At 73.6% G+C, this 24900-nt stretch carries 26 protein-coding genes; 12 read left to right on the top strand and 14 right to left on the bottom strand.

The features are described from left to right. Positions 1 to 171: 171 nt before the first annotated feature. Positions 172 to 699 (top strand): hypothetical protein, encoded by a 528-nt coding sequence (locus ACZ7RU_RS31270; protein ID WP_470344333.1) that lies wholly within the window; start codon positions 172 to 174, stop codon positions 697 to 699. A gap of 10 nt (positions 700 to 709) precedes the next feature. Here ACZ7RU_RS31270 and ACZ7RU_RS31265 read toward each other — a convergent pair whose 3' ends face one another. Then, a complete protein-coding gene (locus ACZ7RU_RS31265; RefSeq protein WP_470344332.1) occupies positions 710 to 1228 on the bottom strand; it encodes an ArsR/SmtB family transcription factor in 519 nt (172 codons plus the stop codon). Positions 1229 to 1284: 56 nt separating this feature from the next. Here ACZ7RU_RS31265 and def point away from each other — a divergent pair, with 56 nt between their 5' ends. The 6 genes from def (at position 1285) to ACZ7RU_RS31235 (ending at position 5268) form a co-directional block, all read left to right on the top strand. Beyond that, positions 1285 to 1875: a peptide deformylase gene (def, locus tag ACZ7RU_RS31260; RefSeq protein ID WP_470344331.1), complete on the top strand. Its 591-nt coding sequence runs from the start codon at positions 1285 to 1287 to the stop codon at positions 1873 to 1875. After that, the gene (locus tag ACZ7RU_RS31255) at positions 1872 to 2534 is read left to right on the top strand and encodes a class I SAM-dependent methyltransferase (protein WP_470344330.1); all 663 of its coding nucleotides are present in this window, start codon (positions 1872 to 1874) and stop codon (positions 2532 to 2534) included. Before def ends, ACZ7RU_RS31255 begins: the two co-directional genes overlap by 4 nt. A 494-nt stretch (positions 2535 to 3028) precedes the next feature. Beyond that, positions 3029 to 3244, top strand: a complete 216-nt coding sequence (locus tag ACZ7RU_RS31250) for a hypothetical protein (protein ID WP_470344329.1) — start codon at positions 3029 to 3031, stop codon at positions 3242 to 3244. 266 nt (positions 3245 to 3510) lie between these two features. Next, positions 3511 to 3861 carry a hypothetical protein gene (locus tag ACZ7RU_RS31245; protein ID WP_470344328.1) on the top strand — a complete coding sequence of 117 codons (351 nt, stop codon included), beginning with the start codon at positions 3511 to 3513 and terminating at the stop codon, positions 3859 to 3861. Between the two features lie 55 nt (positions 3862 to 3916). Further along, a complete protein-coding gene (locus ACZ7RU_RS31240) occupies positions 3917 to 4456 on the top strand; it encodes a GNAT family N-acetyltransferase (protein ID WP_470344327.1) in 540 nt (179 codons plus the stop codon). A gap of 281 nt (positions 4457 to 4737) precedes the next feature. Further along, a complete protein-coding gene (locus ACZ7RU_RS31235; RefSeq protein ID WP_470344326.1) occupies positions 4738 to 5268 on the top strand; it encodes a hypothetical protein in 531 nt (176 codons plus the stop codon). 1261 nt (positions 5269 to 6529) lie between these two features. Here the strand turns inward: ACZ7RU_RS31235 and ACZ7RU_RS31230 are convergent. Further along, positions 6530 to 7150 (bottom strand): TetR/AcrR family transcriptional regulator, encoded by a 621-nt coding sequence (locus tag ACZ7RU_RS31230; protein ID WP_470344325.1) that lies wholly within the window; start codon positions 7148 to 7150, stop codon positions 6530 to 6532. 98 nt (positions 7151 to 7248) lie between these two features. On the opposite strand from ACZ7RU_RS31230, the gene ACZ7RU_RS31225 reads away from it, so the two are divergent. Next, on the top strand, positions 7249 to 7992 hold the full coding sequence (locus ACZ7RU_RS31225; RefSeq protein WP_470344324.1) for an SDR family oxidoreductase: 744 nt from the start codon (positions 7249 to 7251) through the stop codon (positions 7990 to 7992). Positions 7993 to 8029: 37 nt separating this feature from the next. Continuing rightward, a complete protein-coding gene (locus ACZ7RU_RS31220; RefSeq protein ID WP_470344323.1) occupies positions 8030 to 8467 on the top strand; it encodes a hypothetical protein in 438 nt (145 codons plus the stop codon). A gap of 28 nt (positions 8468 to 8495) precedes the next feature. Here the strand turns inward: ACZ7RU_RS31220 and ACZ7RU_RS31215 are convergent, their stop codons facing one another. The 3 genes from ACZ7RU_RS31215 to ACZ7RU_RS31205 form a co-directional block, all read right to left on the bottom strand. After that, a complete protein-coding gene (locus ACZ7RU_RS31215) occupies positions 8496 to 9911 on the bottom strand; it encodes an SDR family oxidoreductase (protein ID WP_470344322.1) in 1416 nt (471 codons plus the stop codon). Between the two features lie 147 nt (positions 9912 to 10058). Then, positions 10059 to 11594, bottom strand: a complete 1536-nt coding sequence (locus tag ACZ7RU_RS31210; protein WP_470344321.1) for a carbohydrate binding domain-containing protein — start codon at positions 11592 to 11594, stop codon at positions 10059 to 10061. Between the two features lie 175 nt (positions 11595 to 11769). Next, on the bottom strand, positions 11770 to 12123 hold the full coding sequence (locus ACZ7RU_RS31205) for a hypothetical protein (protein WP_470344320.1): 354 nt from the start codon (positions 12121 to 12123) through the stop codon (positions 11770 to 11772). Between the two features lie 185 nt (positions 12124 to 12308). Between ACZ7RU_RS31205 and ACZ7RU_RS31200 the strand changes: the two genes are divergently transcribed. Continuing rightward, positions 12309 to 13262: an aldo/keto reductase gene (locus tag ACZ7RU_RS31200; protein ID WP_470344319.1), complete on the top strand. Its 954-nt coding sequence runs from the start codon at positions 12309 to 12311 to the stop codon at positions 13260 to 13262. Positions 13263 to 13281: 19 nt separating this feature from the next. Here ACZ7RU_RS31200 and ACZ7RU_RS31195 read toward each other — a convergent pair whose 3' ends face one another. The 4 genes from ACZ7RU_RS31195 to ACZ7RU_RS31180 all read right to left on the bottom strand — a co-directional run bounded on the left by ACZ7RU_RS31195 (position 13282) and on the right by ACZ7RU_RS31180 (position 17739). After that, complete coding sequence (locus ACZ7RU_RS31195; RefSeq protein WP_470344318.1) at positions 13282 to 13911, bottom strand: GNAT family N-acetyltransferase; 630 nt, start codon at positions 13909 to 13911, stop codon at positions 13282 to 13284. 82 nt (positions 13912 to 13993) lie between these two features. Next, positions 13994 to 14677, bottom strand: a complete 684-nt coding sequence (locus ACZ7RU_RS31190; RefSeq protein WP_470344317.1) for a nitroreductase family protein — start codon at positions 14675 to 14677, stop codon at positions 13994 to 13996. Positions 14678 to 14745: 68 nt separating this feature from the next. Further along, positions 14746 to 16383 carry an ABC-F family ATP-binding cassette domain-containing protein gene (locus ACZ7RU_RS31185; RefSeq protein WP_470344316.1) on the bottom strand — a complete coding sequence of 546 codons (1638 nt, stop codon included), beginning with the start codon at positions 16381 to 16383 and terminating at the stop codon, positions 14746 to 14748. A gap of 129 nt (positions 16384 to 16512) precedes the next feature. Beyond that, positions 16513 to 17739 carry a trypsin-like serine peptidase gene (locus ACZ7RU_RS31180; protein ID WP_470344315.1) on the bottom strand — a complete coding sequence of 409 codons (1227 nt, stop codon included), beginning with the start codon at positions 17737 to 17739 and terminating at the stop codon, positions 16513 to 16515. A 517-nt stretch (positions 17740 to 18256) separates the two neighbouring features. Between ACZ7RU_RS31180 and ACZ7RU_RS31175 the strand changes: the two genes are divergently transcribed. Continuing rightward, positions 18257 to 19870 carry an ABC-F family ATP-binding cassette domain-containing protein gene (locus ACZ7RU_RS31175; RefSeq protein ID WP_470344314.1) on the top strand — a complete coding sequence of 538 codons (1614 nt, stop codon included), beginning with the start codon at positions 18257 to 18259 and terminating at the stop codon, positions 19868 to 19870. 120 nt (positions 19871 to 19990) lie between these two features. Further along, on the top strand, positions 19991 to 20203 hold the full coding sequence (locus ACZ7RU_RS31170; RefSeq protein WP_470344313.1) for a hypothetical protein: 213 nt from the start codon (positions 19991 to 19993) through the stop codon (positions 20201 to 20203). A 105-nt stretch (positions 20204 to 20308) separates the two neighbouring features. On the opposite strand, the gene ACZ7RU_RS31165 is transcribed toward ACZ7RU_RS31170, so the two are convergent. From ACZ7RU_RS31165 to ACZ7RU_RS31145, 5 genes are all read right to left on the bottom strand, one after another. After that, positions 20309 to 20962, bottom strand: a complete 654-nt coding sequence (locus ACZ7RU_RS31165) for a Pr6Pr family membrane protein (RefSeq protein WP_470344312.1) — start codon at positions 20960 to 20962, stop codon at positions 20309 to 20311. A 168-nt stretch (positions 20963 to 21130) separates the two neighbouring features. After that, the gene (locus ACZ7RU_RS31160; protein ID WP_470344403.1) at positions 21131 to 21823 is read right to left on the bottom strand and encodes a response regulator; all 693 of its coding nucleotides are present in this window, start codon (positions 21821 to 21823) and stop codon (positions 21131 to 21133) included. Positions 21824 to 21891: 68 nt separating this feature from the next. Further along, positions 21892 to 23160 carry a sensor histidine kinase gene (locus tag ACZ7RU_RS31155; RefSeq protein WP_470344311.1) on the bottom strand — a complete coding sequence of 423 codons (1269 nt, stop codon included), beginning with the start codon at positions 23158 to 23160 and terminating at the stop codon, positions 21892 to 21894. Then, complete coding sequence (locus tag ACZ7RU_RS31150) at positions 23157 to 24134, bottom strand: hypothetical protein (protein ID WP_470344310.1); 978 nt, start codon at positions 24132 to 24134, stop codon at positions 23157 to 23159. Before ACZ7RU_RS31150 ends, ACZ7RU_RS31155 begins: the two co-directional genes overlap by 4 nt. 112 nt (positions 24135 to 24246) lie before the next feature. Continuing rightward, positions 24247 to 24798, bottom strand: a complete 552-nt coding sequence (locus ACZ7RU_RS31145) for a GNAT family N-acetyltransferase (protein ID WP_470344309.1) — start codon at positions 24796 to 24798, stop codon at positions 24247 to 24249. Between the last annotated feature and the right edge of the window lie 102 nt (positions 24799 to 24900).

Raw genomic sequence — 24900 nt, 5'->3', positions numbered from 1 at the left:
TGCGGGACCGCTTCGGCGGTCCGGCCTCCGACCGGGCGGTGACCGCCCGGCGGTCTCACCCGCCCCGGATTCCCCGCTGCGGATCCGTCCCGGATTTCCCGCCGCGGATCCGTCCCGGATTTCCCGCTCCGGACGAGAACCGGGCGGGTGTGCGGGGCGTCCGTTTGAGTCGTGATCAGTGCGGTGCTCGGCGGGATGCCGATGTTCTGGCCCGGGCTGCTGCTCTCGCTGGTGCCCGCGGCCCTGTTGAACCGGCCGGTGGGGCGGTTGCTGCGGGCCCACTGGGCGGTGGGCTTCGTGCTGCTGCTCGGGCTCGGCGGGGTGGTCGTGGCGACGCTGCTGCCGGAGGCGTTCCGGCTCACGGAGGGCGCCGTCCGGCACTGCGCCGTGGAGGGCGGCCGGCCGCGTTCGCCGTACGAGCTGCTGCACGTCCGGGACATCGAGTTCAAGCTGGCGACCTTCGCCCCGGTGGGCTTCGCGGCCGCGCTGGCGGGCACCCGGCGGCGGACGGCGGTGGCGCTGCTGGGTGCGGCGGCGCTCCCGTTCGCGGTGTCCGCGGTGCACTACGCGGTGCCGGCGATCGGCCGGGCCTGCGATGTGCAGGACGTCTGGGACGGGGTACAGGGCGTCGCCCTGGGGGCGGCGCTGGGCCTGGCGGTCGGGCCGCTGGTACGGGCGGTGCGGACGCGCACCGTCTGAACCTCCCGGACTACCGGTCGAGGAGCGGGAAGAGCCGGGTGACGGCGGCGACCGGCCGGGCCCCGGCGGGCCGGGTGGCCGGGTCGGCCTCGCGGCCCCGGTAGCGGGCCAGCATCCGGCGGACCTCCTCGCCGACGGCGGCCAGTTCCCCGGGCGTCAGGTAGACGACGGCGCTGAAGGCCTCGTCCTGCTGCCACTCGGCCGGGGCCTCGGCGCGCCGGGTGAGCCAGCGCTGGTAGCTCTCGTCCTCCAGGCCGCGCGCCAGTTCCCCGAACTCCTCCTCCGCCGCCGGAGGTTGGGCCCTGGGCAGCCGCCACGGCCGGGCCCGCCCGTCGACGGCCGGGGCCTCCTCGATCAGCCCGTAGCGGGCCAGCTGCCGCAGGTGGAACGAGCAGAGGCCCGAGCTGACGCCGAGTCGGGCGGCGGCCTCGGTGGAGGTGACGGTGCCCTGCGCGGCGAGCAGCTCCAGCAGGGCGGTGCGGACGGCGTGCTCGGGGAGGGAGCCGGTTCTGGCGAGGTCTTCGGTCACTTTGCAAAGTCTGCTACTTTGCAAAGTCGACAGCAAGTCCATCGTCCGTCGAGGGAGTGCCCGTGTCCGAGCTGCGTGAGCGTCCGACCGTCCTGCGGATCACCGAGGTGGGGGAGGAGATCCTGCGCCGCACCTGCCGTACGGCCACCGGGGAGGACTTCGGCAGCGAGCGCCTGGCGCAGCTCATCGACGACATGTTCGTCACCATGCACGTCGCCGACGGCTGCGGCCTCGCCGCCAACCAGGTGGACGTCGACCTGCGCCTGTTCGTCTACGACTGCCCCGACGACGACGGTGTCCGGCACACCGGGCACATCCTCAACCCGGTGGTCGAGGAGCAGGAGCCCGGCCGCGCGCTGATCGAGGAGGTCGAGGGCTGCCTCTCAGTCCCCGGTGCCAACACCAGGCTCGCCCGCCCGGCCCGTACGGTGGTGCGCGGCGTCAACCAGCACGGCGAGCCCGTCACCATCGAGGGCACAGGCTACTTCGCCCGCTGCCTCCAGCACGAGACCGACCACCTGAACGGCGGGCTCTACATCGACCGCCTCTCCGCCCGCGACCGCAAGCGGATGCTGAAGCAGGCCGCCGACCGGCGGGAGAAGGTCTTCGCCGAGCGCGCCGCCAAGGCTGCCACACTGGAACGGTGACCGAGCCCGCGCACCTCGCCGCCGTCCGGGAGTCGTACGACACCGTCGCCGCCGACTACGTCCGCCTCGTCGTCCCGCCCGAGGGAATGGACCCCGTCTCCCGGGCGATGCTCGCCGCGTTCGCGGAGCTGGTGCGGGAGTCGGGCGCCGGAGAGGTCGCCGACCTCGGGTGCGGGCCGGGGCGGGTGACGGCGTACCTGTGCGGCCTGGGGCTGTCGGCCTTCGGGGTGGACGTGTCCGGCGAGATGGTCGCGCTGGCCCGCCGCGCCCACCCCCGACTGCGCTTCGTGCAGGGCTCGATGGCCGCCCTCGACCTCCCCGACGGCGCCCTCGGCGGCATCCTCGCCTGGTACTCCGTCCACCACACCCCGGTTGAGCGACTGCCCTCGCTGTTCGCCGAGTTCCACCGCGTCCTCGCGCCCGGCGGCCACCTCCTCCTCGGCGGCCACGTCGGCGAGCCCCAACTGCTGCGCCCTGCCCAGGCGTACGGCCATCCGGTGTCGTACGCCTCGTACCTCGTGCCGGCCGGGCGGCTCGTCGAACTCCTCGAAGAGGCCGGGTTCACCGTCACCACCAGGCTCGAACAGCCCAACCCCGAGCGGAATACCCGCTCCTACGTCTGCCTGCTGGCCACGCCCGCCGAGCGGCGTGCCCTCTGAGTGGTGTCCGAGCTTCTCGTCCGGGCCGACGTTCGAGAGCACCTCACGGTCACAGCCGGCGCCACCGGCCAGGAGGCCCGATCCGGCGTCCGTGACGAGAGCACGAAGCCGCCCTCTGAACAGGGCCCGGCTCTCGCCAACCTCGCAGCATGAACGTGCTCAGCCGCCACACCGAGGCCGAAGCGCAGAACCGTACGAAGGAGCCGGGGGACACCCGTGCTGAACCCGCTCGACGCTGCGGACGCGGTGGCGGCCGCAGCCGAACCGCTCCAGGATCTGCTCGACGACTGCCACCACGTGGCGTCCATCGAGCTGTTCTCCGTGGTCCCGGCGGCTGGGACGGCATCCGGCCTCGACCGGATGAGGGGTCTCGCCCAGGCCGTGTACGCGGTGGGGGCAGAGGACACCAGGCGTTCGTCGGCCCGCTCGTGTCACCACGGGCCTGGCGGGGCGTCTTCCGCGGGGCGGTGACCAGAGGGTTCATGCAGCCCGCGGTGAGGTACTCGGACCCCGACCTGCGCACCCCCGCTGGGATCCGGCGGGCAGGCGAAGTCGCCGACGGCATCGCCGACCTCATCGAGGCGCACCTGGGCCCCGTCCGCTGCTCCGGCGACGTCAGCGACCCGCGCAGGGGTTTCGTAGGGCGGTGCAACATGCTGTTGGTCACCGACGACCGGGCCACCATCCTGCATCTCGGGATCTACGACTGACCGCGCACGCCCCCGTCGGCTGCGGGCGCCTCGGCCCGAGTGAAGCCGGCCGGGACCGGGGCTTCCCGTAACCGAGTGCGGTGCCGGCCGCCCGGTCGGGGCTGGCACGATGGCTGCCGTGACCACATGTCGAAAGGCCGATGCCGCGTGATCGGCTGCCGCGTGAGCGGCCACGTGAGCTACGCGCCGAACGAGCGGTTCCCCGTGTCTGGGGACCAGCCCCGCCCGCCCGTATCCACGGGCTCTCCGCCACGGCGAGCCTGGCTGTGCTCCGCGCCGAGCACCAGGGCGGCAGCTACCTCATCCATCCCGGCGGCACCGAGCGAGCCCTCCGGCGCTACCGGGAGTTCCTCCACCCGCCGGGCCGGCGCCCGCTCTACCCGCAGGACTCCGCGTGCTCCTGCCACAGCTGCTCCTTCGTCGACGTCCGGCACGCGCGCGACGTGCTGGAGGAGGTCCTGACCAGGCTGCCGGACCGGCCCCGCGCCGAGCTCCTCCGGGTGCTCCGGCCGCTGGACGCCGCCTTCCTGCGCCGTACCCTGCCGGACCCGTTCGCCCATCGGCGAAGCCGGCGCACGGAGTTCTGGTGGTACCGCCGCTTGGCCCGCCCCGGGTAGGCGGCCGTCGTCCGTTCCCCGTTCGGCTGGTATGACCATCTGTTAGCTTGCCCGGATGGAGGATCTAGGAGTGGCGGCGTGGCCGCCGGAGCCGATCAGGACCGAGCGGCTCGTGCTCCGTGAGCCCGAGGCGAGGGACCGCGAGGCGTTCATCGAACTGCTCGCCTCGCCGGAGGTGCACACCTACCTCGGCGGTCCCCGCCCGCGTGACGAGCTCGAGCGCGAGATGCCCGAGGCGCCCGGGCGGTGGCCCGGGAGCTTCGTCGTCGATCTCGACGGGGCGATGATCGGCCGGATCCTGCTCAGGAGGGCGACCGGACACCGCCGTCCGGCTGCCGCGGGGAAGGCCGATCTCGGCTACCTCTTCCTGCCGTGGGCGTGGGGATCCGGGTACGCCGCCGAGGCGTGCGCGGCGGCGCTCGGCTGGTTCGACGGCGTCCTGCCCGGCGAGCCCGTGGTGCTCACCACCCAGACCGCCAACACCGGTTCGCTGCGCCTCGCGGCGAAGCTGGGATTCACCGAGGTGGAGCGGTTCGAGGCCTGGGGCGCCGAGCAGTGGCTCGGCATGCGGGCCCCGGTCACGCCGTCCAGGTGAGTTCCGGCGCGAAGGGCCTTCCGCCCTCAGCCGGACGGGCGGGGGCGGATCGCGTCACGTCGGAGGAGCACGGCGACCAGCCTGGCGCCGCACACGCGCCGCACACGCACCGCACCTCTTGGGTGTACCGCCTCGGTCTGCTGAAGGCTCCGTCGGCCTGGAGCTCCGGGCCTGACGGCCCGTCTCGACCTTTGTGCTGACGGCCGGTTGGCTCGCGTGGGGGAGGCGAAGGGGCCTTGCGGTGGACGTGGGGCGGGTGTGGTGTCCGGGACGGTGGATCCATGCTGAAGAACATCCCGGTGGGCGACACCGAACGCCCCGTTCCCCGGTGGGCCCTGCGACTGGCCAAGGCCCTCCCGTTCATCGTGCTGCCGCACTGCCTGTGGCGACTGCCGTTCGCGTTCGACTTCCGGATGGGCACCGTCGACCCGGCCGCCCCGGCCTACGTCTGGTGGTCCACCCCGTACGTGATCGGCCTGAGCGTGGTCACCGAGGCGTTGACGATCCTGACCCTCGGGCTGGTCAGCGGGTGGGGCGAGGTGTTCCCGCGCTGGGTGCCGGTGCTGCGGGGCCGCCGGGTGCCGCCACTCGCGGCGGTCGTCCCGGCCGTGCTGGGCGGGTTGGTCCTGGTGGTCCTCTTCGACGGCATGCCCCTCGCCTGGCTGGGCCTGTTCGAAGAGGTCGGTTTCAGCAACGGCTGGTGGCTGGCCCTGGGCCGGATCTGCACCTCGACGGCAATGCTCTGGGGCCCGATCACCCTCGCCCTGGCCTGGGCCTACCACCGCCGCCGCCGAAGCCCAGCCCCCGCATGAGCCCGTCCCATCTCTCCCCTCCTCCCCGAGACACAGCGCGAGAAGTCGGCCCGTCCGACTTCTCGACCAGGCCGCATTTCCGCCTGCTGCCCCTTCACCCTTCACCCTGCACCCTGAACCCTGCGCAGGAAGTCGGCCCGCCCGACTTCCTGTGCGCACTGCCGAGCGGGCCTGGGCGCACTGTCGAGCGGGCCTGGGCGCTATATGTAGACCGGCCGTCATATTCGACGCCCGGCGCTGATTAGCGCCGCGCGAGAGGCCGACCAATTTGAAATCCCAGCGCTGCGGCTTGCCCCCAGCGCGTGTAGATCGGACGCCATGTTCCGCCGGGCCGTGCACGTACCTTGGTGGCCGCCGCCCGGCATTTCACTGCGCAGGAAGTCGGCCGGCCCGACTTCCTGCGCCGCGGCATTGCCGCCCGTCTCCCTGCGAGGTCTGGCATGTTCGACTTCTGCGGTGGTCGCATCCCGAAGCGAATATGTAGACCGGTTGGCCTATTTCTTGGTGCCCTGCATTGGTTTCTGCGTGAGAAGTCGGCCGGGCCGACTTTCTGTGCGCCGGGAGGTGCGTGAGTGGGGGGCTAGGTAGACCGACCGTCATATTCTGGGGCCGATCCTGCTGTGCGGCGCGAGAAGTCGGCCGGGCGCCTTTCTGCGTGGCCTGATCCCAGCGTATGTAGCGGGCCTCGTGTTCTTGTTGGGCTGCGTGGCCGGCTTGCGGGTCTGGCGCCTTGCGGGTTCGCGGCGCAGGAAGTCGGCCGGCCCGACTTCCTGCGCGCAGCATCGCCGCCCGCCTACTGGCGCTCTCCGGCCAGGTGCGGTGCGGCCGGCCTGTTCGGCTTCTGCGTTGGCCGCGTCCCGAGTGAATATGTAGACCGGTTAGTCTATTTCTGCTGGTCTTATGTTGGCCTTCTGAGTGAGAAGTCGGCCGGGCCGACTTTCTGTGCGCCCGGTAGTGCGTGGGGTGGGGGCTATGTAGACCGACCGTCATATTCTGTGGCTGATCCTGCTGTGTGGCGCGAGAAGTCGGCTGGGCCGGATGCCTGTGCTGGGCTGGTCTTCGAGTATGTGGATCGGTCGACATATTTCTTCTGGCCGCGCACTCGCGCTGCGGCCCCTGCGACCTCTACGACTGGTGCCTGGCGGCCCGCTGCGCAGGAAGTCGGGCGGGCCGACTTCCTGCGCAACGGCGGGGACAGTGGGTGCCGTAGTAGTCGGCGAGGGTGAAGAAGGCTTTCTTCGGGTTCGGGCGGGGTTGCGGGTCAGGGGATGAGGGAGTCGGCGAGGCGTGCGGCGGTGTCGGCGTCCAGGGGGCCGTGGCCGAGCAGGAAGCGGTACCAGAACACCCCGTAGACCTGGTCGGCGATGAGGTCCAGGTCGGTGGTCCCGGCCAGTTCGCCGCGGTCGCGTGCCTTGGCGAGGAGGTCGCGCAGGGCGGTGCGGCGGGCGGCGGTGAAGGTCCGCATCAGTTCGGCGAGGTGCGGGTCGCGGGCGGCCTCGCGGGTGACGGTGCGCAGGGCGGAGGCGGTGGTCTCGCGCTGGGCCGCCTCGAAGGTGGTGGTGATGAAGGCGCGCAGGTCGGTGCGGAGGTCGCCGGTGTCGGGGCCGTGGACGTCCTGGTCGGCGCGGTCGGTGAGGGCGTCGAGCAGGACGGCGCCCTTGGAGGGCCACCAGCGGTAGACGGTCTGCTTGCCGACGCCGGCCGTGCGGGCGATGGCGTCGATGGTGACGGGCGTGCCGTCGGACTCGGCGAGCAGGCGCAGTGCGGCGTCGAGGATCGCCCGGCGGGCGGCCTCGTTGCGGCGGCGCCCGGTGTGCGGGCGTACGGCCGGGGAGGCCTCGGCGCTCTCGGCGCTCTCGGTGGCGTCGGCGCTCTCGCTCATCGTGTTCCCTCTCCTCCTGCCGTCACTTGACAAGACTAGCAGTCTCGACAAGCATCATTGCCGGAACCATCGGTCTCGACAAGTCGGAAGGCCCCACCATGAGCACTGCGTCAAACCCCTTCGCCGGACAGCGCGTCGTCGTGATGGGCGGCAGCTCGGGCATCGGCGAGGCGGCGGCCACCGCCTTCGCCGCGGACGGCGCCGAGGTCGTGGTCACCGGCCGCGACCGCGACCGGCTGGCCGCCGCCGTCGCCCGGATCGGCGGACGGAGCACCGGTCGCCGCCTGGACGCGGCGGACCCGGCCGCCCTCGCCGAGTTCTTCGCCGGGGCCGGCACCGTGGACCACCTGGTCGTCGCGGTCAGCGGCGCGGCCGGCGCCGGGCCGTTCGCCGGGCTGGACCTGGCCGAGCTGGCGACCGGCTTCGACGCCAAGTTCTGGCCGCAGGTGCGCGTCCTCCAGGCGGCGCTGCCGCACCTGCGCGAGGACGGCTCGGTCACCCTGATCACCGCCGCCTCGGCCCGCGCAGCCATCCCGGGCACCGCCGGACTGGCCGCCATCAACGGCGCGCTGGAGGCGATGGTCCCGCCGCTGGCCGTCGAGCTCGCCCCGCTGCGGGTCAACGCCGTCTCGCCCGGCGTGATCGACACCCCGTGGTGGGACCGCGTCCCCGCCGAGCAGCGGGCCGCGCTGTTCGAGGGCCTCGCCGCCACCACCCCGGTCGGCCGGGTGGGCCGCGCGGAGGACGTCGCCCGGGCGATCCACATGCTGGCCGCCAACAGCTTCGTCACCGGGGTGGTGTTCGACTGCACAGGCGGGGCCAACCTCCCCACCGGGCGCTGAGTCGGCCACTGTCACAGGCCGCCCGTACGGTGCGACCGTGAACGTTCCCGACGTCATCCCCATCAGCCACCGGCCCGACTACCGCACCAACACCATCGGCTGCTGGCAGGGCGGCCAGTTCTTCGCCTCGGCCGTCTGCCTCGGGGTCGGCCGGTACTACGCCGTCCTGCACCGATTCGACGCCGCCGGCCGACACCTCGACTCGCGGATCCGCTCCGCCGGCGACGCGGCGGAGGCCAAGCGCCTGCTGGCGGAGGGGCTCGACGCCCTGCCCGGCCGGGAGTACCGGGACATCGCGATCGCCCCGTTCGCTGTGCACGTCGACGGCGAGCTGTTCGGCCTGGTCCGCGAGGACTATGAGGAGGACGAAGAAGGCGAGGACGACGAGGACGACGAGGACGAGCGCGTCCACTTCGAGCTGTACCCCGACGGCCTCGGCTTCGACGCCCCCTGGTGCGGCTGCTACGACACCTGAGCCGCCGCCGCGCCGGCGCGCCCGGGCGTCACCACTCCGCCACCCGGTAGTCCTTGAGGAACACCCCCGACACCGGGTCCCCGGCCTCGCCGCGGACGATCGGGTCGTAGATCCGGGCCGCGCCGTCCACGATGTCGAGCGGGGTGCGGAACCCGTGGGCGGCGATCCTGGCCTTCTTCGGCGCCGGGTTCTCGTCCGTGATCCACCCGGTGTCGACGGCGCACATGTGCACGCCCTGGTCGGCGAGTTGGGCCGCGCTGGTGCGGGTGAGCATGTTGAGCGCGGCCTTCGCCATGTTCGTGTGCGGGTGGCGGGCGGTCTTGTTGCGGACGGCGAACCGGCCCTCCACCGCCGTGACGTTGACGATGTAGCGGGCGGGGTGCGGTGAGGCCAGCAGCAGGGGCAGTAGCCGGTCGCAGAGCAGGGCCGGGGCCAGCGCGTTGACCAGCTGGGTCTCCAGGACCTCCGCCGGGTCGAGCGAACCGAGCGTGGCGGACCAGGAGTTGGCGGGGGCGAGGTCGGGCAGCAGTCCGGCCTCGTCGGTGAGGTCCGGCAAGGGCCCGGCGCCGGAGGGGAGTCGGGCGAGTCCGGTGGCCGGACGGAACCCGGGTGCGGCGTGGCCGATCGCCCGGCGGTCGGCGGCGGGCAGGGCGTCCTGCTCGCCCGCGGCCAGCAACGCGTACGACTCGGGCGGGCGGCGCAGGGTCTGCGCGGCGTTGTTGACCAGGATGTCGAGCGGGCGGCCCTCGGCACGCAACCGGTCGGTCAGGCCGATGACTTGGCGCGGGTCGCGGAGGTCGATGCCGACGACGGTGAGCCGCTCCCACCACTGCCCGCTGCCCTCGGCGGCCCGGAAGCGGCGGACGGTGTCCTGCGGGAAGCGGCTGGTGACGGTCAGCTCGGCGCCGTCCCGCAGCATCATCAGGGCGAGCTGGAAGCCGATCTTGACCCGTCCGCCGGTGAGCAGCGCCCGGCGCCCGCGCAGGTCGGTGCCGAGGGCGCGGCGGGCGGAGTTGTCGGCCGCGCAGTCCGGGCAGAGCATGTGGTAGAAGCCGTCGACCTGGCGGTAGGCCTGCTTGCAGACGTAGCACTTGCGCGGGATCCGCAGCTCGCCGACCGGCCCGGGGAGCCCGTCCGCCGCGGCCAGCGGCGCGTCCTCGCGGCGGGTCCGGCGGCCGGTCGCGGTGGCGGCGAGCAGGTCGGCGTCGGCCTGTCGCTGGGCCTGCCGGGCCTCCTGGCGGCGGCGCTTGCGGCTCTCCATGACGAAGGAGCTGAGCTGCCGCTCGGCGTGCAGCCGGGTGCGGTCGTGGGCGGGGAGGGCGCGCAGCCGGCCGAGGGTGCGGCTGAAGGCGGCGAGCTCCTCGGCGGTGACGTCCGCGCCGGCTGCTTCGTCGCAGGCCGGAGTGGTCGTGCTCAACTGGATGTGGTCGTCCCGGACCGTCATGTCCGCCCCCTCGTGCCGTACAGGTGGGACGGACTGTAATCGACGGTCCGGGACGATGAGATGCCAATTTCCACCGGTGGGGTTGGGCGGTGGGGATGGGCAGTGGGGATGGGCGGCGGGCGGTGGACGGGGCCGGTGGGCGGCGGATCAGCCCGCGTACTGGCCGAGGATCCTCGCGAACTCGTACGGCTGCTGCGGGATGCCGGTGCACGCGGACAGCGGGCCGCCGGTGCAGGCGTTGGCGTCCCGGGTGGCGTCCCAGAAGGAGAGCATCCCGAGGTGGTTCTGCCGGGCGAAGGCCAGCAACTGCTGGGCGTCGGCCTGGTTGTAGACCTGGTGGTCGTCGTTCTCGCCGATCATCGGGGTGACGCCGACCATGGCCCACAGCCGGGTGTCGGTCCTCGCCGGGTGGAGCGCCTTGAGCTGGCCGAACAGCGACTGGGCGGCCTGCACGGTGGCGTCGCCGTAGTCGGTCCCGCTCCGGTAGTAGTCCATCGCCATGATGTTGACCAGGTCGACGGCCACCCCGGCGTCCCGGGCGGACCTGACGACGGCGACGCCCTCGCTGGTCAGGCCCTCGGGCAGGGCGGGCAGGGTGAGGGACACCTTGAGGCTGGGGTGGGCCTGCTGGAGCTTGGCGAGCGCGGCGGAGCGGCGCTCGTTGGCGGCGGTGTCGGCGATGGCCGCGCCCTCGACGTCGAAGTCGACGTAGCGCAGGCCGTAGGCCTTCACCACGGCGTCGTACTCGGCGAACAGCGCGTCCACCGTGCCGCAGGCGGCGGCGAGTTCGGTGCCGGCGGCGCCGCCGAAGGACACCTTGACGTCGCCGCCGGCCGCGCGCAGCGCGTCCACCTGGTCCTTGGCCCAGGCAGTGCGCGGGTCGTAGGCGTTGAACCAACTGGCCTTGCAGCCGACGCCGGTGACGAAGCCCATGGTGTAGCCCTTGAGGCCGCCGGCCTCGGCCAGGCCGGGCATCGAGGGGGTGGACCAGGCGCCCATGTCGATGTACGGGGCGACCGGAAGTGCGACGCTCGGCCCCGGCGTGGCCGGGTCGCCGGTGGGCGTGCCGGGCGGGGTGCCCGTCGGCGAGCCGGTCGGGCTCGGCGTCATCGAACTCGGCGGCGGCGTCGACGGGTTGCCGCCGCCGGGGCCGGTCAGCGCGATGTCGTCGGCGAGGTAGCCGCCCTGCCCGTACCATCCGTGCAGGTACACCGTGACGCTGGTGGTGGCCGGTCCGGTGGTGAAACTCGTTGACAGCTGCTGCCAGTCGGCGCCGCCGGCGGTCCAGGTGGCCGGGTCGGTGACGCCGCTGCCGGTGGCGCCTAGGTAGACGTACCGGCCCCGCACCCAGGCGCTGAGCGTGTACTCGGTGCCGGGCCGGACGCCGACGGTCTGTCCGCACTGCGCGGTGTCGCTCGCGCCGACCGCCCCCTTGAGTGCGTACGTCCCGCTGTGCGCACCGGAGTCGACCACACTCCCGGTGCCGGCGGAGCAGCTCCAGGAACCGGTCGCGCCGCTCTCCAGCCCGCCGTCGGCGAGCAGGTTGCCGTCGGCGGCTCCGGCGTTCCCGGCGAGGACGGCCAGGCCGCCGGCGGCGAGCGCGGTGGCGGCGGCGAGGCTCAGCAGGGCGGTCCGACGGGCGGGGCGGCGGCGCGTGGAGGCGTGCTGGGGCGCGCTGGGCATGGGGGTGCCTCTCGGGACATGGTGGCCGCCCGCGCCGCGAGGGGGGAGGCACGGGGCGGGGCGGCGGCCTTGGGGGTGGTCCGGTGCGGGGCGGGGTGCTGAACATCAAACTGGACTAGACCAGCTGTGCACGTCAAGCACTTCCCGGTCCCGGAAGCCCCATCGGGGGCACGCTTCAGGAATGGTCGAAGCGGCCCTGGCGACCCGTCACGGCACGTGGAGGAGGCTGGGGGTGGGGAGACCGCCGGTCGGGCAGAACAGGCGGCCGGAGTTCGGGTCGGCGGTGCAGACGGTCGCGGGACCGTCCCGTACGGGTGCGCCGGCGGGACGAGTCCGAGCCCACCCGCTCCTGCGTCGTGTACGTCTCCAGGCAGCGGGCCTCGGCCGGGAGCCCCTCGGCCAGGGTCCGGACCCGCAGCCGGGCCCGGCGCACCCCGAGCACCGGCTTGACCACCCCCAGGCCGACGACCAGCAGTCCGATGGCGCCGAACAGGATGCCGACGGCAGTTCCGCCCTGGGACATGTCCACCCCCGTGGATCGTTCTGTCGAACGCGTGACCCCTCGTCAGGAGGATGGTGACCACCGTGGTCCGGTTCCCCGACCGCTCCTCCGTGCGGGCCGGGCGGAAGGGGCTTGACCTTGAGTGCACTCGAAGGTGAATGCTGAAGGCGTTGATCACGCACCACCACGCGAACCACGATGGGAGCACCACCATGCGCAACGCCTCGTTCGGTACCGGCGGACCTGAGATCGGCGTCATCGGCCTCGGCTGCATGGGCATGACCTGGGCCTACGACATGGGGAGCCGGGACGACGAGAACTCCGTCCGGGTGATCCGGCAGGCGCTCGACCTCGGCGTCTCCCTGATCGACACCGCCGACATGTACGGCCCCTACACCAACGAGGAGGTGGTCGGCGCCGCGCTGGCCGGCCCGTACCGGGAGCGCGCCTTCCTGGCCACCAAGGCGGGCATCGTGCCGGGCGGCGCGGGCCAGCAGGAGCGCAACGGCCGGCCCGAGCACGTGCGCCGCTCGATCGACGAGAGCCTGCGCCGGCTGGGCACCGACCACGTCGACCTGTACCAGCTGCACCGGGTCGACCCGGAGGTCCCGATCGAGGAGACCTGGGGCGCCTTCGCCGAGGTCGTCGCGGCGGGCAAGGCCCGGAGCATCGGCCTCTCCGAGGCGACCGTCGAGGAGATCAAGCGGGCGCAGTCCGTGCACCCGGTGGCCTCGGTGCAGTCCGAGCTGTCGCTGTGGACCCGGGACGCGCTGGCCGAGGTGCTGCCGTACACCGAGGAGCAGGGCATCGCCTTCCTGCCGTTCTCGCCGCTCGGCCGGGGCTTCCTGACCGGCGGCATCAGCTCCTTCGACGAGCTGGCCGACGACGACTTCCGCCGTCGCCTGCCGCGCTTCCAGCAGGACGCGCTGAAGGCCAACCTGGAGCTGGTCGGGACGGTGCGGGCGGTCGCCGAGCGGATCGGCGCCACTCCCGCGCAGGTCGCGCTGGCCTGGGTGCTGGCGCAGGGCCGGTACGTCTTCCCGATCCCGGGCACCCGGACGCCGCGCTACCTGGTGGACAACGTGGGGGCGGCCGGGGTGGAGCTCTCGGCGGCGGACCTGGCCGAGCTGGACGCGCTGCCGGCCCCGACCGGCGAGCGCTACTGAGGGCCGGCGTTCGGGGCTCTCAGGGCTTTCGGCGCTCGGAGCGCGCCCGGCGCTCCATCACCCACACCAGCTGCCGCCCGGTCTCGCCCGGAGCCCGGACGGCGGCCTCGGCGATCCGGTCCAGCCGGTAGCCGAGCTTGCGCGGGACGGCCGCGCTGGCGCCGTTCGCCTGGTCGCAGTGGATCTCCACCCGGGTGATCCCGGGCAGCGCCAGCGCGGCCTCGGTCAGCGCCCCGGCCGCGGCGGTGGCGATGCCGCGGCCGACGTGCCCGGTGGCGACCCAGTAGCCGATCTCCAGCGCACCCGGGCCGATCCGCCCGTGCAGGCCGAAGGCGCCGATCACGCCGCCGGGTTCGGCGTCCAGCCCGGCCAGGTACATGAAGTCGGTGCCGGCCTCCCAGGCGGCCGCGCCGGCCCGGGTCAGCTCGGCGGTCCGGGCCCGGGACGGGGCCTCGGCCGCCCACTCCATCCAGGGCCGCAGGTGGTCCAGGTTGGCGCGGACGGCCCGGTTCAGCGCTTCCGCGTGGGTGCTGCGGCGGCGCCGCAGCCAGAGGCCGCCGGGCAGCCGCAGCCGTTCCGGCGGCCGCCCGGCGGTCACCGCCACGGCCGGCGGGGCGAGGCCACAGGACCGTGGCTGTGCTCGGCTCATGGCGGCGATTATGTCCTTGGCCGGGACCTGTCACCATGCGAGTCCCCCCGGTGGCGGGCGCGTCCGGCCGTGCCCCGGCGCGTCAGAGCCGGACCATCACCTCGTCGAGCTCCTTGCGCCGCAGATCCGGCACGCGCGCCCCCTCGGCCGGGTAGCCGACCGGGATCACGTACGCCGCGCGCTCCTCGGCCGGGCGGTCGCACACCTCGTTGAGGAACCTCATCGGGCTCGGGGTGTGGGTCAGCGTGGCCAGTCCGGCCTGGTGCAGGGTGGCCAGCAGCAGTCCGACCGCGATCCCCACCGACTCCTTGGTGTAGTACGGGCGCGGCGAGTCGGGGCCCTTGTGCACCTCGAACACCACGATCACGGCCGGCGCGTCCTCCAGGAACGGCTTGCGCCAGTCGGTGCCGATCGGGGCGAGCGCGGCCAGCCACTCCGCCGAGGCCCGGTGGCCGTAGAACTCGCGCTCCTCGGCCTCGGCCGCCTCGCGCAGCCGCCGCTTGCGCTCCGGGTCGGTGATCACCACGAACCGCCAGGGCTGGACGTGTGCGCCGCTGGGCGCGGTGCCCGCGGTCCGGACCGCCCACTCGATCACCCCGTCCGGGATCGGGCGGGTGGAGTAGTCGCGGACGGTCCGGCGCTGGGCCATCACCTGGTGGAAGGTCCTGCTGCGGGCCTCGGCCTCGTGGGCGGGCACCGTCATGGGCGTGAGCGGGACGGTCGGGTGGGACGTCCCCGCCACGGCGCTGTCTGTGCTGTCAACCATGGCGGACAGCACAGCACATGACGGCCCCTCCGGGAAGAGGTAGAGACCAATCGCCGGTCAGCGGCGGCTCAGAGCTCGTGCACCCGACCGTCCCTGACCTCGATCCGCCGGTTCACCGTCACCGTGTCCAGCATCCGGCGGTCGTGGGTGACCAGCAGCAGGGTGCCGGTGTACGAGGCGAGCGCGGACTCCAGCTGCTCGATCGCGGGCAGGTCCAGGTGGTTGGTGGGCTCGTCCAGCACCAGCAGGTTGACCCCGCGGGCCTGGAGCAGCGCCAGCGCGGCCCGGGTGCGCTCGCCGGGGGAGAGGGTGGCGGCCGGACGCATGACGTGCACCGCCTTGAGACCGAACTTGGCCAGCAGGGTGCGCACCTCCTCCGGCGAGAGCTCCGGTACGGCGGCGGCGAAGGCGTCCGCCAGCGGCTCCCCGCCGAGGAACAGCCCGCGCGCCTGGTCCACCTCGCCGACCACCACGCCGGAGCCCAGCGAGGCGCTGCCGCCGTCCAGCTCCAGCCGGCCGAGCAGGGCGGCCAGCAGCATGGACTTGCCCGCGCCGTTGGCGCCGGTGATGGCGACCCGGTCGGCCCAGTCGATCTGGAGGTCCACCGGGCCGAAGGCGAAGTCGCCGCGCCGGGCGCTCGCCCCGCGCAGGGTGGCGACCACCGAGCCGGAGCGCGGCGCGGTGGCGATCTCCATCCGCAGCTCCCACTCCTTGCGCGGCTCCTCGACCACGTCCAGCCGCTCGATCATCCGCTGGGTCTGCCGGGCCTTGGAGGCCTGCTTCTCGGTGGACTCGGCGCGCACCGCACGCCCGATCTTGTCGTTGTCGGAGGACTTGCGACGGGCGTTGCGCACCCCGTGCTCCATCCAGCCGCGCTGCATCCGCGCCCGGGCCTCCAGCCCGGCCTTGGTGTCGGCGTACTCGTCGTACTCCTCGCGGGCGTGCCGACGGGCCACCGCCCGCTCCTCCAGGTACGCCTCGTAGCCGCCGCCGTACAGGTTGACCTGCTGCTGGTGCAGGTCCAGCTCCAGCACCTTGGTCACGGTGCGGGCCAGGAACTCGCGGTCGTGGCTGATCAGCACGGTGCCCGCGCGCAGGCCCTTGACGAAGGACTCCAGCCGCTCCAGGCCGTCCAGGTCGAGGTCGTTGGTGGGCTCGTCGAGCAGGAAGACGTCGTAGCGGGAGAGCAGCAGCGAGGCGAGGCCGGCCCGCGCGGCCTGGCCGCCGGACAGGGCGGTCATCGGCAGGTCCAGCGAGACCTTCAGCCCGAGCGAGTCGGCGACCTCCTCGGCGCGCTCCTCCAGGTCGGCGCCGCCGAGGTCCAGCCAGCGGTCCAGGCCCGCCGCGTACGCGTCGTCGGCGCCCGGCCGGCCCTCGACCAGGCCCTCGGTGGCCTCGTCCAGCGCGGCCTGGGCGGCTGCCACACCGGTGCGGCGGGCGAGGAAGTCGCGCACCGACTCGCCCTCGCGCCGCTCCGGCTCCTGCGGCAGGTGGCCGACGTTGGCGCCGGCCGGGCTCAGCCGCAGCGAGCCGCCCTCGGGGGTGTCCAGGCCGGCCAGCAGCCGCAGCAGGGTCGACTTGCCGGCGCCGTTCACGCCGACCAGGCCGATCACGTCGCCGGGGGCGATGACCAGGTCCAGGCCGGAGAAGAGGGTGCGTTCGCCGTGGCCGGCGCTGAGGTCCTTGACTACGAGTGTCGCGCTCATGATGGGGCCGATTGTAGGAGGAGCGGCCCGGGCAGCGGAAAAACGGGGCGAGCGGGCGCGGAAGAGCCGGGGGCCGCGGCTGGCTCGGCCGCGGCCCCCGGATCGCCGGACTACCGGATCACCGGTGGATCACTTGGCCTTCTTCGAGAAGTACTCGAACATGTGCTGGGCCACGTCCTCCAGGTACGGACCGGCCTCGTAGGTGTTCGCGCCGTTGCCGATGGAGGTGTCGCTGACCAGGGCCGGCTTGCCGTCCTTGGTCGTGAACCAGCCGCCGCCGCTGCTGCCGCCGGTCATGTTGCAGCCGATCAGCAGCATCGCCGGGCGGCTCGGGTCGCCGGTCTTCTTGGACGGCTTGCCACCGTCGCAGTGCTCCAGCTCCACGCCGTCGAAGGGCTTGCCCTCCGGGAAGCCGTAGTTGCTGACGGCGCCGACCTGGTCACGCGGGGCGTTGAACCAGAGCGGGACGGAGCCGCCGACGGTCTCCTCCAGCGACTTGCCGCCCGGGGTGGGGTTGGTGACCTTGATGATGCCGAAGTCGTACTGGCTCCACGGGCCGCCCTTCTCCGGGTCGGCCTCGGCGGTCCACTGCGGCGAGACCATCCCGGAGGTCGCGGTCCACTCGCCGTACGGTTCGGCGTCCTCCAGCTTGGCCTGCTTGTTGCCGTTGCTCAGCACGCCGTTGCTGTTGAAGGCCGGGGCGAAGGTGATGTCGGTGTAGTACTTGTTGCCCTTGCCGCCGTGCAGGCAGTGGCTGGCGGTCCACACCAGGTTGCTCTTGCCCGGGTTGGCCGGGTCGGAGACGACGGTGCCGGAGCACACGTAGTCCTCGTTGCCGTCCTTGAAGAAGATCTTGCCGTTGACGTGCATGTTCTTCGGGAACGGGTGCGCGACGGGCTTGGCCGGGACCATGGCGGGCAACTGGTCCGCGCCGCCGCCGGGCTGGGCCGCGGTGGGCTGGGCGGTCGGCTGGGCCGGGGCGGGCGCGCTGGTGGCCGGAGCGGCGCCGGTGGGCTGCGCGGGCGGCTGGGTCGCGTCCGGGGCGGGCGCCGGCAGCGGCTTCGGCTTGGCCTCCAGCAGCTTCTGCAGGGTCCAGTAGCCCTTGACCGCCGGGGTGATGACGTTCGCCTGGGCCCACTTGTCCCAGTCGTCGAGCTTCCAGGTCTTCAGCTCCTCGAGCGTCGGAAGCTTGATCGGGGCCGCGCCCGGCTTGCCGGGGACGCTGGCGGCGGCGCTGGGAGCCGCGGTGGCGGCCGGGTCGGCGTTGTCGGGGCCGCACGCGGTGGCGACCACCATGGTCAGCGCGACGACGGAGGCGCCCAGGACGGCACGGCCCGGCCGGGATATCGGTGACATGAGTTCAAATCCCCCTGTTGGACTACCGCCATGCGGCCCGTTCCCCGGGTGCGGCCCCACTCGGCCGCAGGCATGGCAGGTGAGGAGTCTGCCATGAGGCCTGGGAACTCCCGACATCCGCCCCTGGCCGGGACGGAGCCGTCACCGGACCGGGACGAAGCCGTCACCGGACCGGGACGAAGCTGCCACCGGATCGGCACGGGATCGGCACCGGGCCTCCGTCGGGCGGGGGCCGGTAAATCGGTTGCGGGGGGCGCAGCGGCTGCCTACCGTGGTCCGGGTCATCAGCCAGACAAGGAGAAGGCCGTTGCTCTACTGAGGTCCCGGGACACCGCCCCCGCCGCGCAGGCCCTGCTGCCGTCGCGCGGTGCGCGAGTGTGCGACCTCAGTCACGGCCCGTGGCGCTCCTCTGCGTGACGCCACCTCTCATCCCCTTCCGGCCGTCCCCGGTTCCGCACCCCGCGGTGTCTCCCCGTGTTGCTCACCACCCCTTCGGCAACCACCCCGGGAGGCCTGTATGGCACACCAACCCACCACCACCGCCGTCCTCTGCACCGAGCTCTCGTTCGAGTGGCCCGACGGCAAGCCCGTCCTGGACGGCTTCCACCTCGCCGTCGGCCCCGGCCGCACCGGCCTGATCGGGCTCAACGGCGCGGGCAAGTCCACCCTGATGCGACTGATCGCCGGCGAACTCACCCCGACCGGCGGCACCGTCCGGATCGACGGCGAACTCGGCTACCTGCCACAGGGGCTGACGCTCGACACCACCCTGCGGGTGGACGAGGCGCTCGGCATCCGCGCCACCCGCGAGGCCCTGCACGCCATCGAGTCCGGCGACACCGACCAGCGCCACTTCGACGCGATCGGCGACGACTGGGACGTCGAGGAGCGCGCACGCGCCACCCTCGACCGGCTCGGCCTGCGCCGCCTCGGCCTCGACCGCACCACCGGCGAACTCTCCGGCGGCGAGGCGGTGCTGCTGCGGCTGGCCGCCCTGCTGATGGCCCGCCCCGACGTCCTGCTGCTCGACGAGCCCACCAACAACCTCGACCGGGCCGCCCGCGAGCGGCTCTACGAGACGGTGGCCGGCTGGAACGGCGTGCTGCTGATCGTCAGCCACGACCGCGAACTGCTCCGGCACGTCGACCAGATAGCCGACCTGAGGGACGGCGAAGTCACCTGGTACGGCGGCAACTTCGAGGAGTACGAACGCACCCTCGCGGCCCAGCAGGAGACGGCCGAGCGGGTGCTGCGCAACGCCGAGGCCGACGTCCAGCGCCAGAAACGGGACTTGGCCGAGGCCCGGATCCGGCTGGACCGCAGTGCCGCGTACGGCAAGAAGCGCTCGGTCACCCGGAACGACCCGCACATCTTCGCCGGGATGCTCAAGCGCAAGGGCCAGGAGACGGCCGGCCGTCTCCAGGGCATGCACACCGAGCGCCTGGAGGAGGCCAGGGCGCGGGTCAGCGCGGCCGAGGAGGCCGTCCGGGACGACGCCGAGATCCGGATCGACCTGCCACGCACCGCCGTCCCGGCCGGGCGCACCGTGCTCACCCTGGACAAGGTCCGGCTGCCCTACGGCACCACCGCCGACCTCGACCTGCGCGGGCCCGAGCGGATCGCCCTGGTCGGCCGCAACGGCGCGGGCAAGACCACCCTGCTGCGCACCATCGCGGGCGAACTCGCCCCGCTGGCGGGGGAGGTGATCACGCCGGTGCCGCTGCGGCACCTCCCGCAGCGGCTCGATCTGCTGGACGACGAGCGCTCCGTCGTGGAGAACGTCAAGCTGTTCGCCCCCGCCGCCGGGGACAACGCGGTCCGCGCCCGGCTCGCCCGCTTCCTGTTCCGCGGCGCCCGGGCCGACCAGCCCGCCGCCACCCTCTCCGGCGGCGAGCGGTTCCGCGCGACGCTGGCCGCCCTGCTGCTGGCCGACCCGCCGCCGCAGCTGCTGCTGCTCGACGAGCCGACCAACAACCTGGACCTCGCCAGTGCCCGCCAGCTCACCCAGGCGCTGGCCGCGTACCAGGGCGCGCTGATCGTGGCCAGCCACGACGTGGCGTTCCTGCGCGGCCTGGGGCTCACCCGGTGGCTGGAGCTGGACGGCGAACTGCGGGCGGTGGAGCCGATGTAGCGCCTACTGCCGGAGGCGGCGGAACGGTCCCGCGAGGTCCCGACAGCGGCCGTTCCGACCGCGGGCGGAAATCCGCCGTCCGCGGCCCCGACTGCCCTGCGCTCCAGTAGCACCGGCGGCATGCCTGCGCTCACCATCGAGTACACGGAGCACGAGCTCGCCGCGATCCGCGAGGCCGCCGCCGCGGAGGGCAAGACGGTGAAGGCGTACATCCACGACCTGAGCGTGCGGGAGCAGCGGCGCCGGGTCTTCGTGGACCACGCGGTGGCGTTCTGGAAGGCGCACCGGGCCGGGTTCGACGCGGCCTTCCCCGAGGACGCCCCCGCCGCCTGAGGCCGGGCGCGGACGGGTACCGGCGGGTACGGCCGGACCGGATCCGCGCCGGGCGGATCCGAGGTCGGCGGATCCGAGGCCGGCCGCCGCGGCGGTCCGTCGGGGTCAGGAGGTCTGCGCCGCCGGCCGCAGCCTGCCCGCGATCCGCGTCCCGAGCCGGTCCAGTCCGACGACGAGCGCGGCGAGCACCACGAACTCGACGGTCAGCAGGGCGATCTGGCCCCAGACGTAGCCGTAGCCCTTGGTGGTCGGGTCGAAGAAGAAGTACGGGTAGGGCAGCGGGTAGTCGTCGAACAGGGCGTTGCGGGCGAGCACGATCGCCGCGTAGCCGAGCGGGAAGGCCAGCCAGAGCGGGATGTCCTTCCAGGCGGCGGCGTTGCGCGGCCTGAGCACCAGCCAGTCGGCGATCACCATCACCGGCGTCACGTAGTGCAGGAAGAACGAGGACCAGTGCGCCAGCTTGTCCGGCCCGCTGACCAGGCCGGGCAGCGGGTTGGCGCCGTGTTGGAGCAGGACGTGCGAGACCAGGCCGGTGATCAGGATGTACAGCGTGGCGGCGCCGCGCAGCCGGGGCGCGGGCGCGTCCACGGTGTCGCGCTTGAGCATCCAGTAGACCGCGCCGATGAAGTAGCCGAACACGATCACGTTGCTCTGCACGGTGAAGTAGACCAGCGGCGCGGTTCCGAGGATCAGGCCGAGGCCCGCCGAGAGCACGATGCCCATGCGCCACCAGAGCGCGGGACGGGTCCGGACTGTCATGCGGCCACCAGTTCGTTCCAGGCGATACGGGAGGTATCGGACGTTGCAGGGGGAAATCCGCACTCTACTCGCTGGTTCCGATCGGATGGAATCCGTGTTCGACGCTCCCGCCGTGCCGGAGGGCCGGGTGCGGGCCGGGGTGCGGGCCGGGCAGCGGCCGGGCGGGCGTCAGCCGGGCAGCACGAAGCCCGACTCGTACGCCGCGATGACCGCCTGGGTGCGGTCCCGTGCGCCCAGCTTGGAGAGCACGCTGCCGACGTGCGTCTTCACCGTCTCCTGGCTCACCACCAGCTGCCGCGCGATCTCCCCGTTGTTGAGGCCGGTGGCCATCAGTCGCAGCACCTGGCCCTCCCGCTCGGTCAGCCGCCCGATCGGACCGCGGTCCGCCGACCCCGCCTCCCGCCGCCGGTCCGCGCCGTGGCGCAGCGCGAGGTCGCGGACGGCCGCCGGGAACAGCAGCGAGTCCCCGCGGGCGACCAGCCGTACCGCCTGCACCATCTCCTCGGCCCGGGCCCGCTTCAGCAGGAACCCGGCGGCGCCCGCGCGCAGCGCGTCGTAGACGTGGTCGTCGTGCTCGAAGGTGGTGACCACCAGGATGCGCGGCGGCACGGCCATCCCGTTGACCAGCTGTTCGGTGGCCCGGATGCCGTCGATGCCGGGCATCCGGACGTCCATCAGCACCACGTCCGGGCGCAGTTCGCGCACCAGCGGGACGACCTCGGCGCCGTCGGCGGCGTCGCCGACCACGGTGAGGTCGGGTTCGCTGTCGATCACCACTCGCAGGCCCAGGCGGACCAGCCGCTCGTCGTCCGCGATCACCACCCGGATGACGTCGGCGTCCCCGCTCGTGTTCCGGTCCACGTTCCGGTCCACGTCCCGGTCCACGCTCTGAGTCACGTTCCGGTTCACGTCCTGCGTCACGCTCTGGTTCACGTCGTCCCCTCCACCGGCAGCCAGACGGCCAGCCGCCATGTCGTTCCGTCCTCGTCCGGCCCCGCCGTGCTGCCGCCGTGCAGGGCCGCCGCCCGCTCCCCGATCCCGCGCAGTCCGCGCCCGCCGCCGGGGCGGCTCGGCCGGGCCGGGCCGAGCGGGTTGGTCAGTTCGATCTCCAGCCGGCCGTCGGCCAGCCCGACCCGCAGCCCGGCGGGGGCGGGCCCGGCGTGGCGCAGCACATTGGTCAGGCCCTCCTGCACGATCCGGTACGCCTCGCGGGAGACCGCCCCCGGCAGGCCGGCCAGCCCGGGCGCCAGCTCGGCGTCCACCGCCACCCCGGCGCGGCCGAGCTGGCGCAGCAGGTCGTCCAGCCCGCCGAGGGTGGGCCCGGCCGGCTCGGCGGCCTCCGGGTCCTCCTCGCGCAACAGTCCGAGTACGGTGTCGAGTTCGGCGACGGCGGACCGGGCGGTCTCCTCGATCGCCGCGAGCGCCTCGGCGGCGAAGTCCGGATTGCTGCGCAGCACCCGGGCGGCGGCCGAGGCCTGGATGCCGACGGCGCTGAGCGCGTGCCCGACCGAGTCGTGCAGTTCGCGGGCCAGCCGGTTGCGCTGGGCGAGCACGGTGGCCCGGCGCTCGGCGGCGGCCACCCGCTCCTCCGGGGTGGGGCCGAGCAGGGCGGGCGCCCAGCGGGCGAGCAGCGCGCCGCAGACGGCGTTGGTGCCGACGATCAGCAGCAGCACGCCGAGGCCGAGGGCGGGACCGGTGACCAGCCAGCCGGGGAAGTGTCGCTCCCAGGTGCGGACGAACTCCTCGGTCCCCGAGAAGCCGACGACCAGCACCACCGCGAAGGGGGTGCCGGCCAGTGTCATCCCGGCGACCACCCCGCCGAACAGGACGTGCAGGACGTACCAGAGCGCGGTGCGCCACCGCGCCGCCCAGGAGCGGGCCGGTCCGGTGGCCAGTTCCTCCGGCCGGGCCACCGAGCACAGCGCCCGCGCGGCCGCGCCCTCCAGCCCCCGCACCATCGGCACCAGCGCGGTGACGGCGGCCATCGGCAGCGAGGTGAGCAGCGACAGGACGTACAGCAGCAGCTGGCGGGCGGGCGACTGGTCGGGGTTGAGCGCGCCGAACAGCACCACCGACAGCATCCAGTACGGCATCAGCAGCGCGCCGCCCAGCACCAGGTGCACCCAGCGCAGCCGCGCCCGCCGCCCGACCGCCGCCCCCGCCGTACGCCGCAAGCGGCCGCCCACCCCCGTGATCACCCGCGCGACTCTACGGCAGCGGCGCGCCGGTGGGCGCCCCGTTCGGTGAGCGCGACCGCCCCGACGGTCAGCACCAGTACGGCGGCCACCACCTGGGCGGCCTGCACCAGGGTCAGCAGCCCGGGCACGGCCATCCGCAGCTCGGTCACCCGGGTCGTCGACGCCCCGAAGGCCACCAGCTGCCAGCCGCCCCAGCCGAACAACGAGCCGGCCGCCGTCCAGACCACCGTCAGCGGCCCGAGCAGCCGGCGCCCCGGACGGATCCGGAAGACGAGGACCAGCAGCGCCGCCGCCGCGGCGACCGCCATCACCGCGGTCACCCCGTCCATCACCACCACGCCCCGGTTGTGGTCCTCCGCCATGCTCTGCGGCAGTCCGGCGGTGCCGCCGAGCGCCCAGTAGGCCCGGCCCGCCGCGACGCCCGCGGCGAGCAGCGCGGCGACGCAGGCGAGGGCGCGCTGCACGGTCAGGGTGGGGGAGTCGGGCAGGTCGCCGGTCCGCTCCCGGAGCAGCCCGGCCCAGCGCCGGCGGGCGTACAGCGCGAAGGCGGTGATCAGGGCGAGGCCCTGGACGACGAAGCCGCCGTACACGACGAGGAAGACCCAGTCGCCGAGGCCCTTGTCGTCCGGGTCGCCGTGTTCGGGGCCGAGTACCAGGAGGCTCAGCAGGTACAGCGGCAGTGCGACGAGGATGGTGCCGAGCAGCCCGGTCGCCACCCACATCGGGAACGCCACCAGCCCGGCCGGGGCCCGCCGCCCCCACGGGCGGACGAACGCCAGCGCCAGGGCCACGGCGATCGCGTCCATGCCGAAGGTCAGCAGGTTCACCACCCACAGCCGGTCCATCGCGCCGGGGTCGTCAGTCCCCACCGGGTGCCCGGTCAGCCAGAGCAGCTTCAGGGTCAGGTACGGCCCGGTCGCCGCCACCGCCGTCCAGGCCGCCCCGGCCCGCACCATGTGCTCGTTGATCCTCATGCCCCCACGGTCCCGCCGGGCCCCGCCCCGGGGCCTCCGCCCGGGGCGCGATCCCGCTCCCCCTGGCGGGGGATCTCCGGGCCGGCATCTCCGGGCGGGGGGATCTCCGGGCTCAGGCCATCCGGTGGATCAGCCGGTCCTCCTCGTCGGTGCGGCCGTCCGGGTCGGCGACCAGGCCGAGCCGCTCGGCGAGCCGGCGGGAGGGCAGGTTGTCGGCGTGGATCAGGGCGATCACCGGGATGCCGGGGTGGCGCGGCAGCGCCTCGGCCATCGCCGCCCGGGCCGCCTCGGCCGCGTACCCCCGGCCCCAGGCGGACGGCCGGAAGCGGTAGTAGAGGTTGAACACCCGCTCCCCGTCCAGGGTGTGCAGGTACAGCCCGGCGAAGCCGATGACCGTCTCCGGGTCCTCCCTGGTGGCGACGGTGCAGTACCCCACCCCGTCCCGCACCCAGTCGGCGACGAACCCGTCCAGCATCTCCCGGCTCGCCGCCCGGTCCCGCTGGGGCCCGTACGGGTTGTACCGGTTGGTCTCCGGGTCGCCGTGGATCGCGAACACCGCCTCGACGTCCCCCTCCTGCGGCCGCGTCAGCACCAGCCGCTCGGAGACGGTGACGATCGTGCGGCCGGTGCGGTCGGTGCGCGCGGCTCGGTCGATGGTGGTCATGGCGCTACCCCCGTCTTCGTAATGGCTGCATCGCAGGATAGACCATTACGGAGCTGGCCGCCGGTGGATTTCGGGCGCGTGCCGAGCCGGTCCGGAACCGGT

The organism is Kitasatospora sp. NPDC114501 (assembly GCF_055633695.1).
The sequence above is the reverse complement of the archived record's forward strand: the minus strand, read 5'-3'. Positions and strand labels throughout refer to the sequence as shown.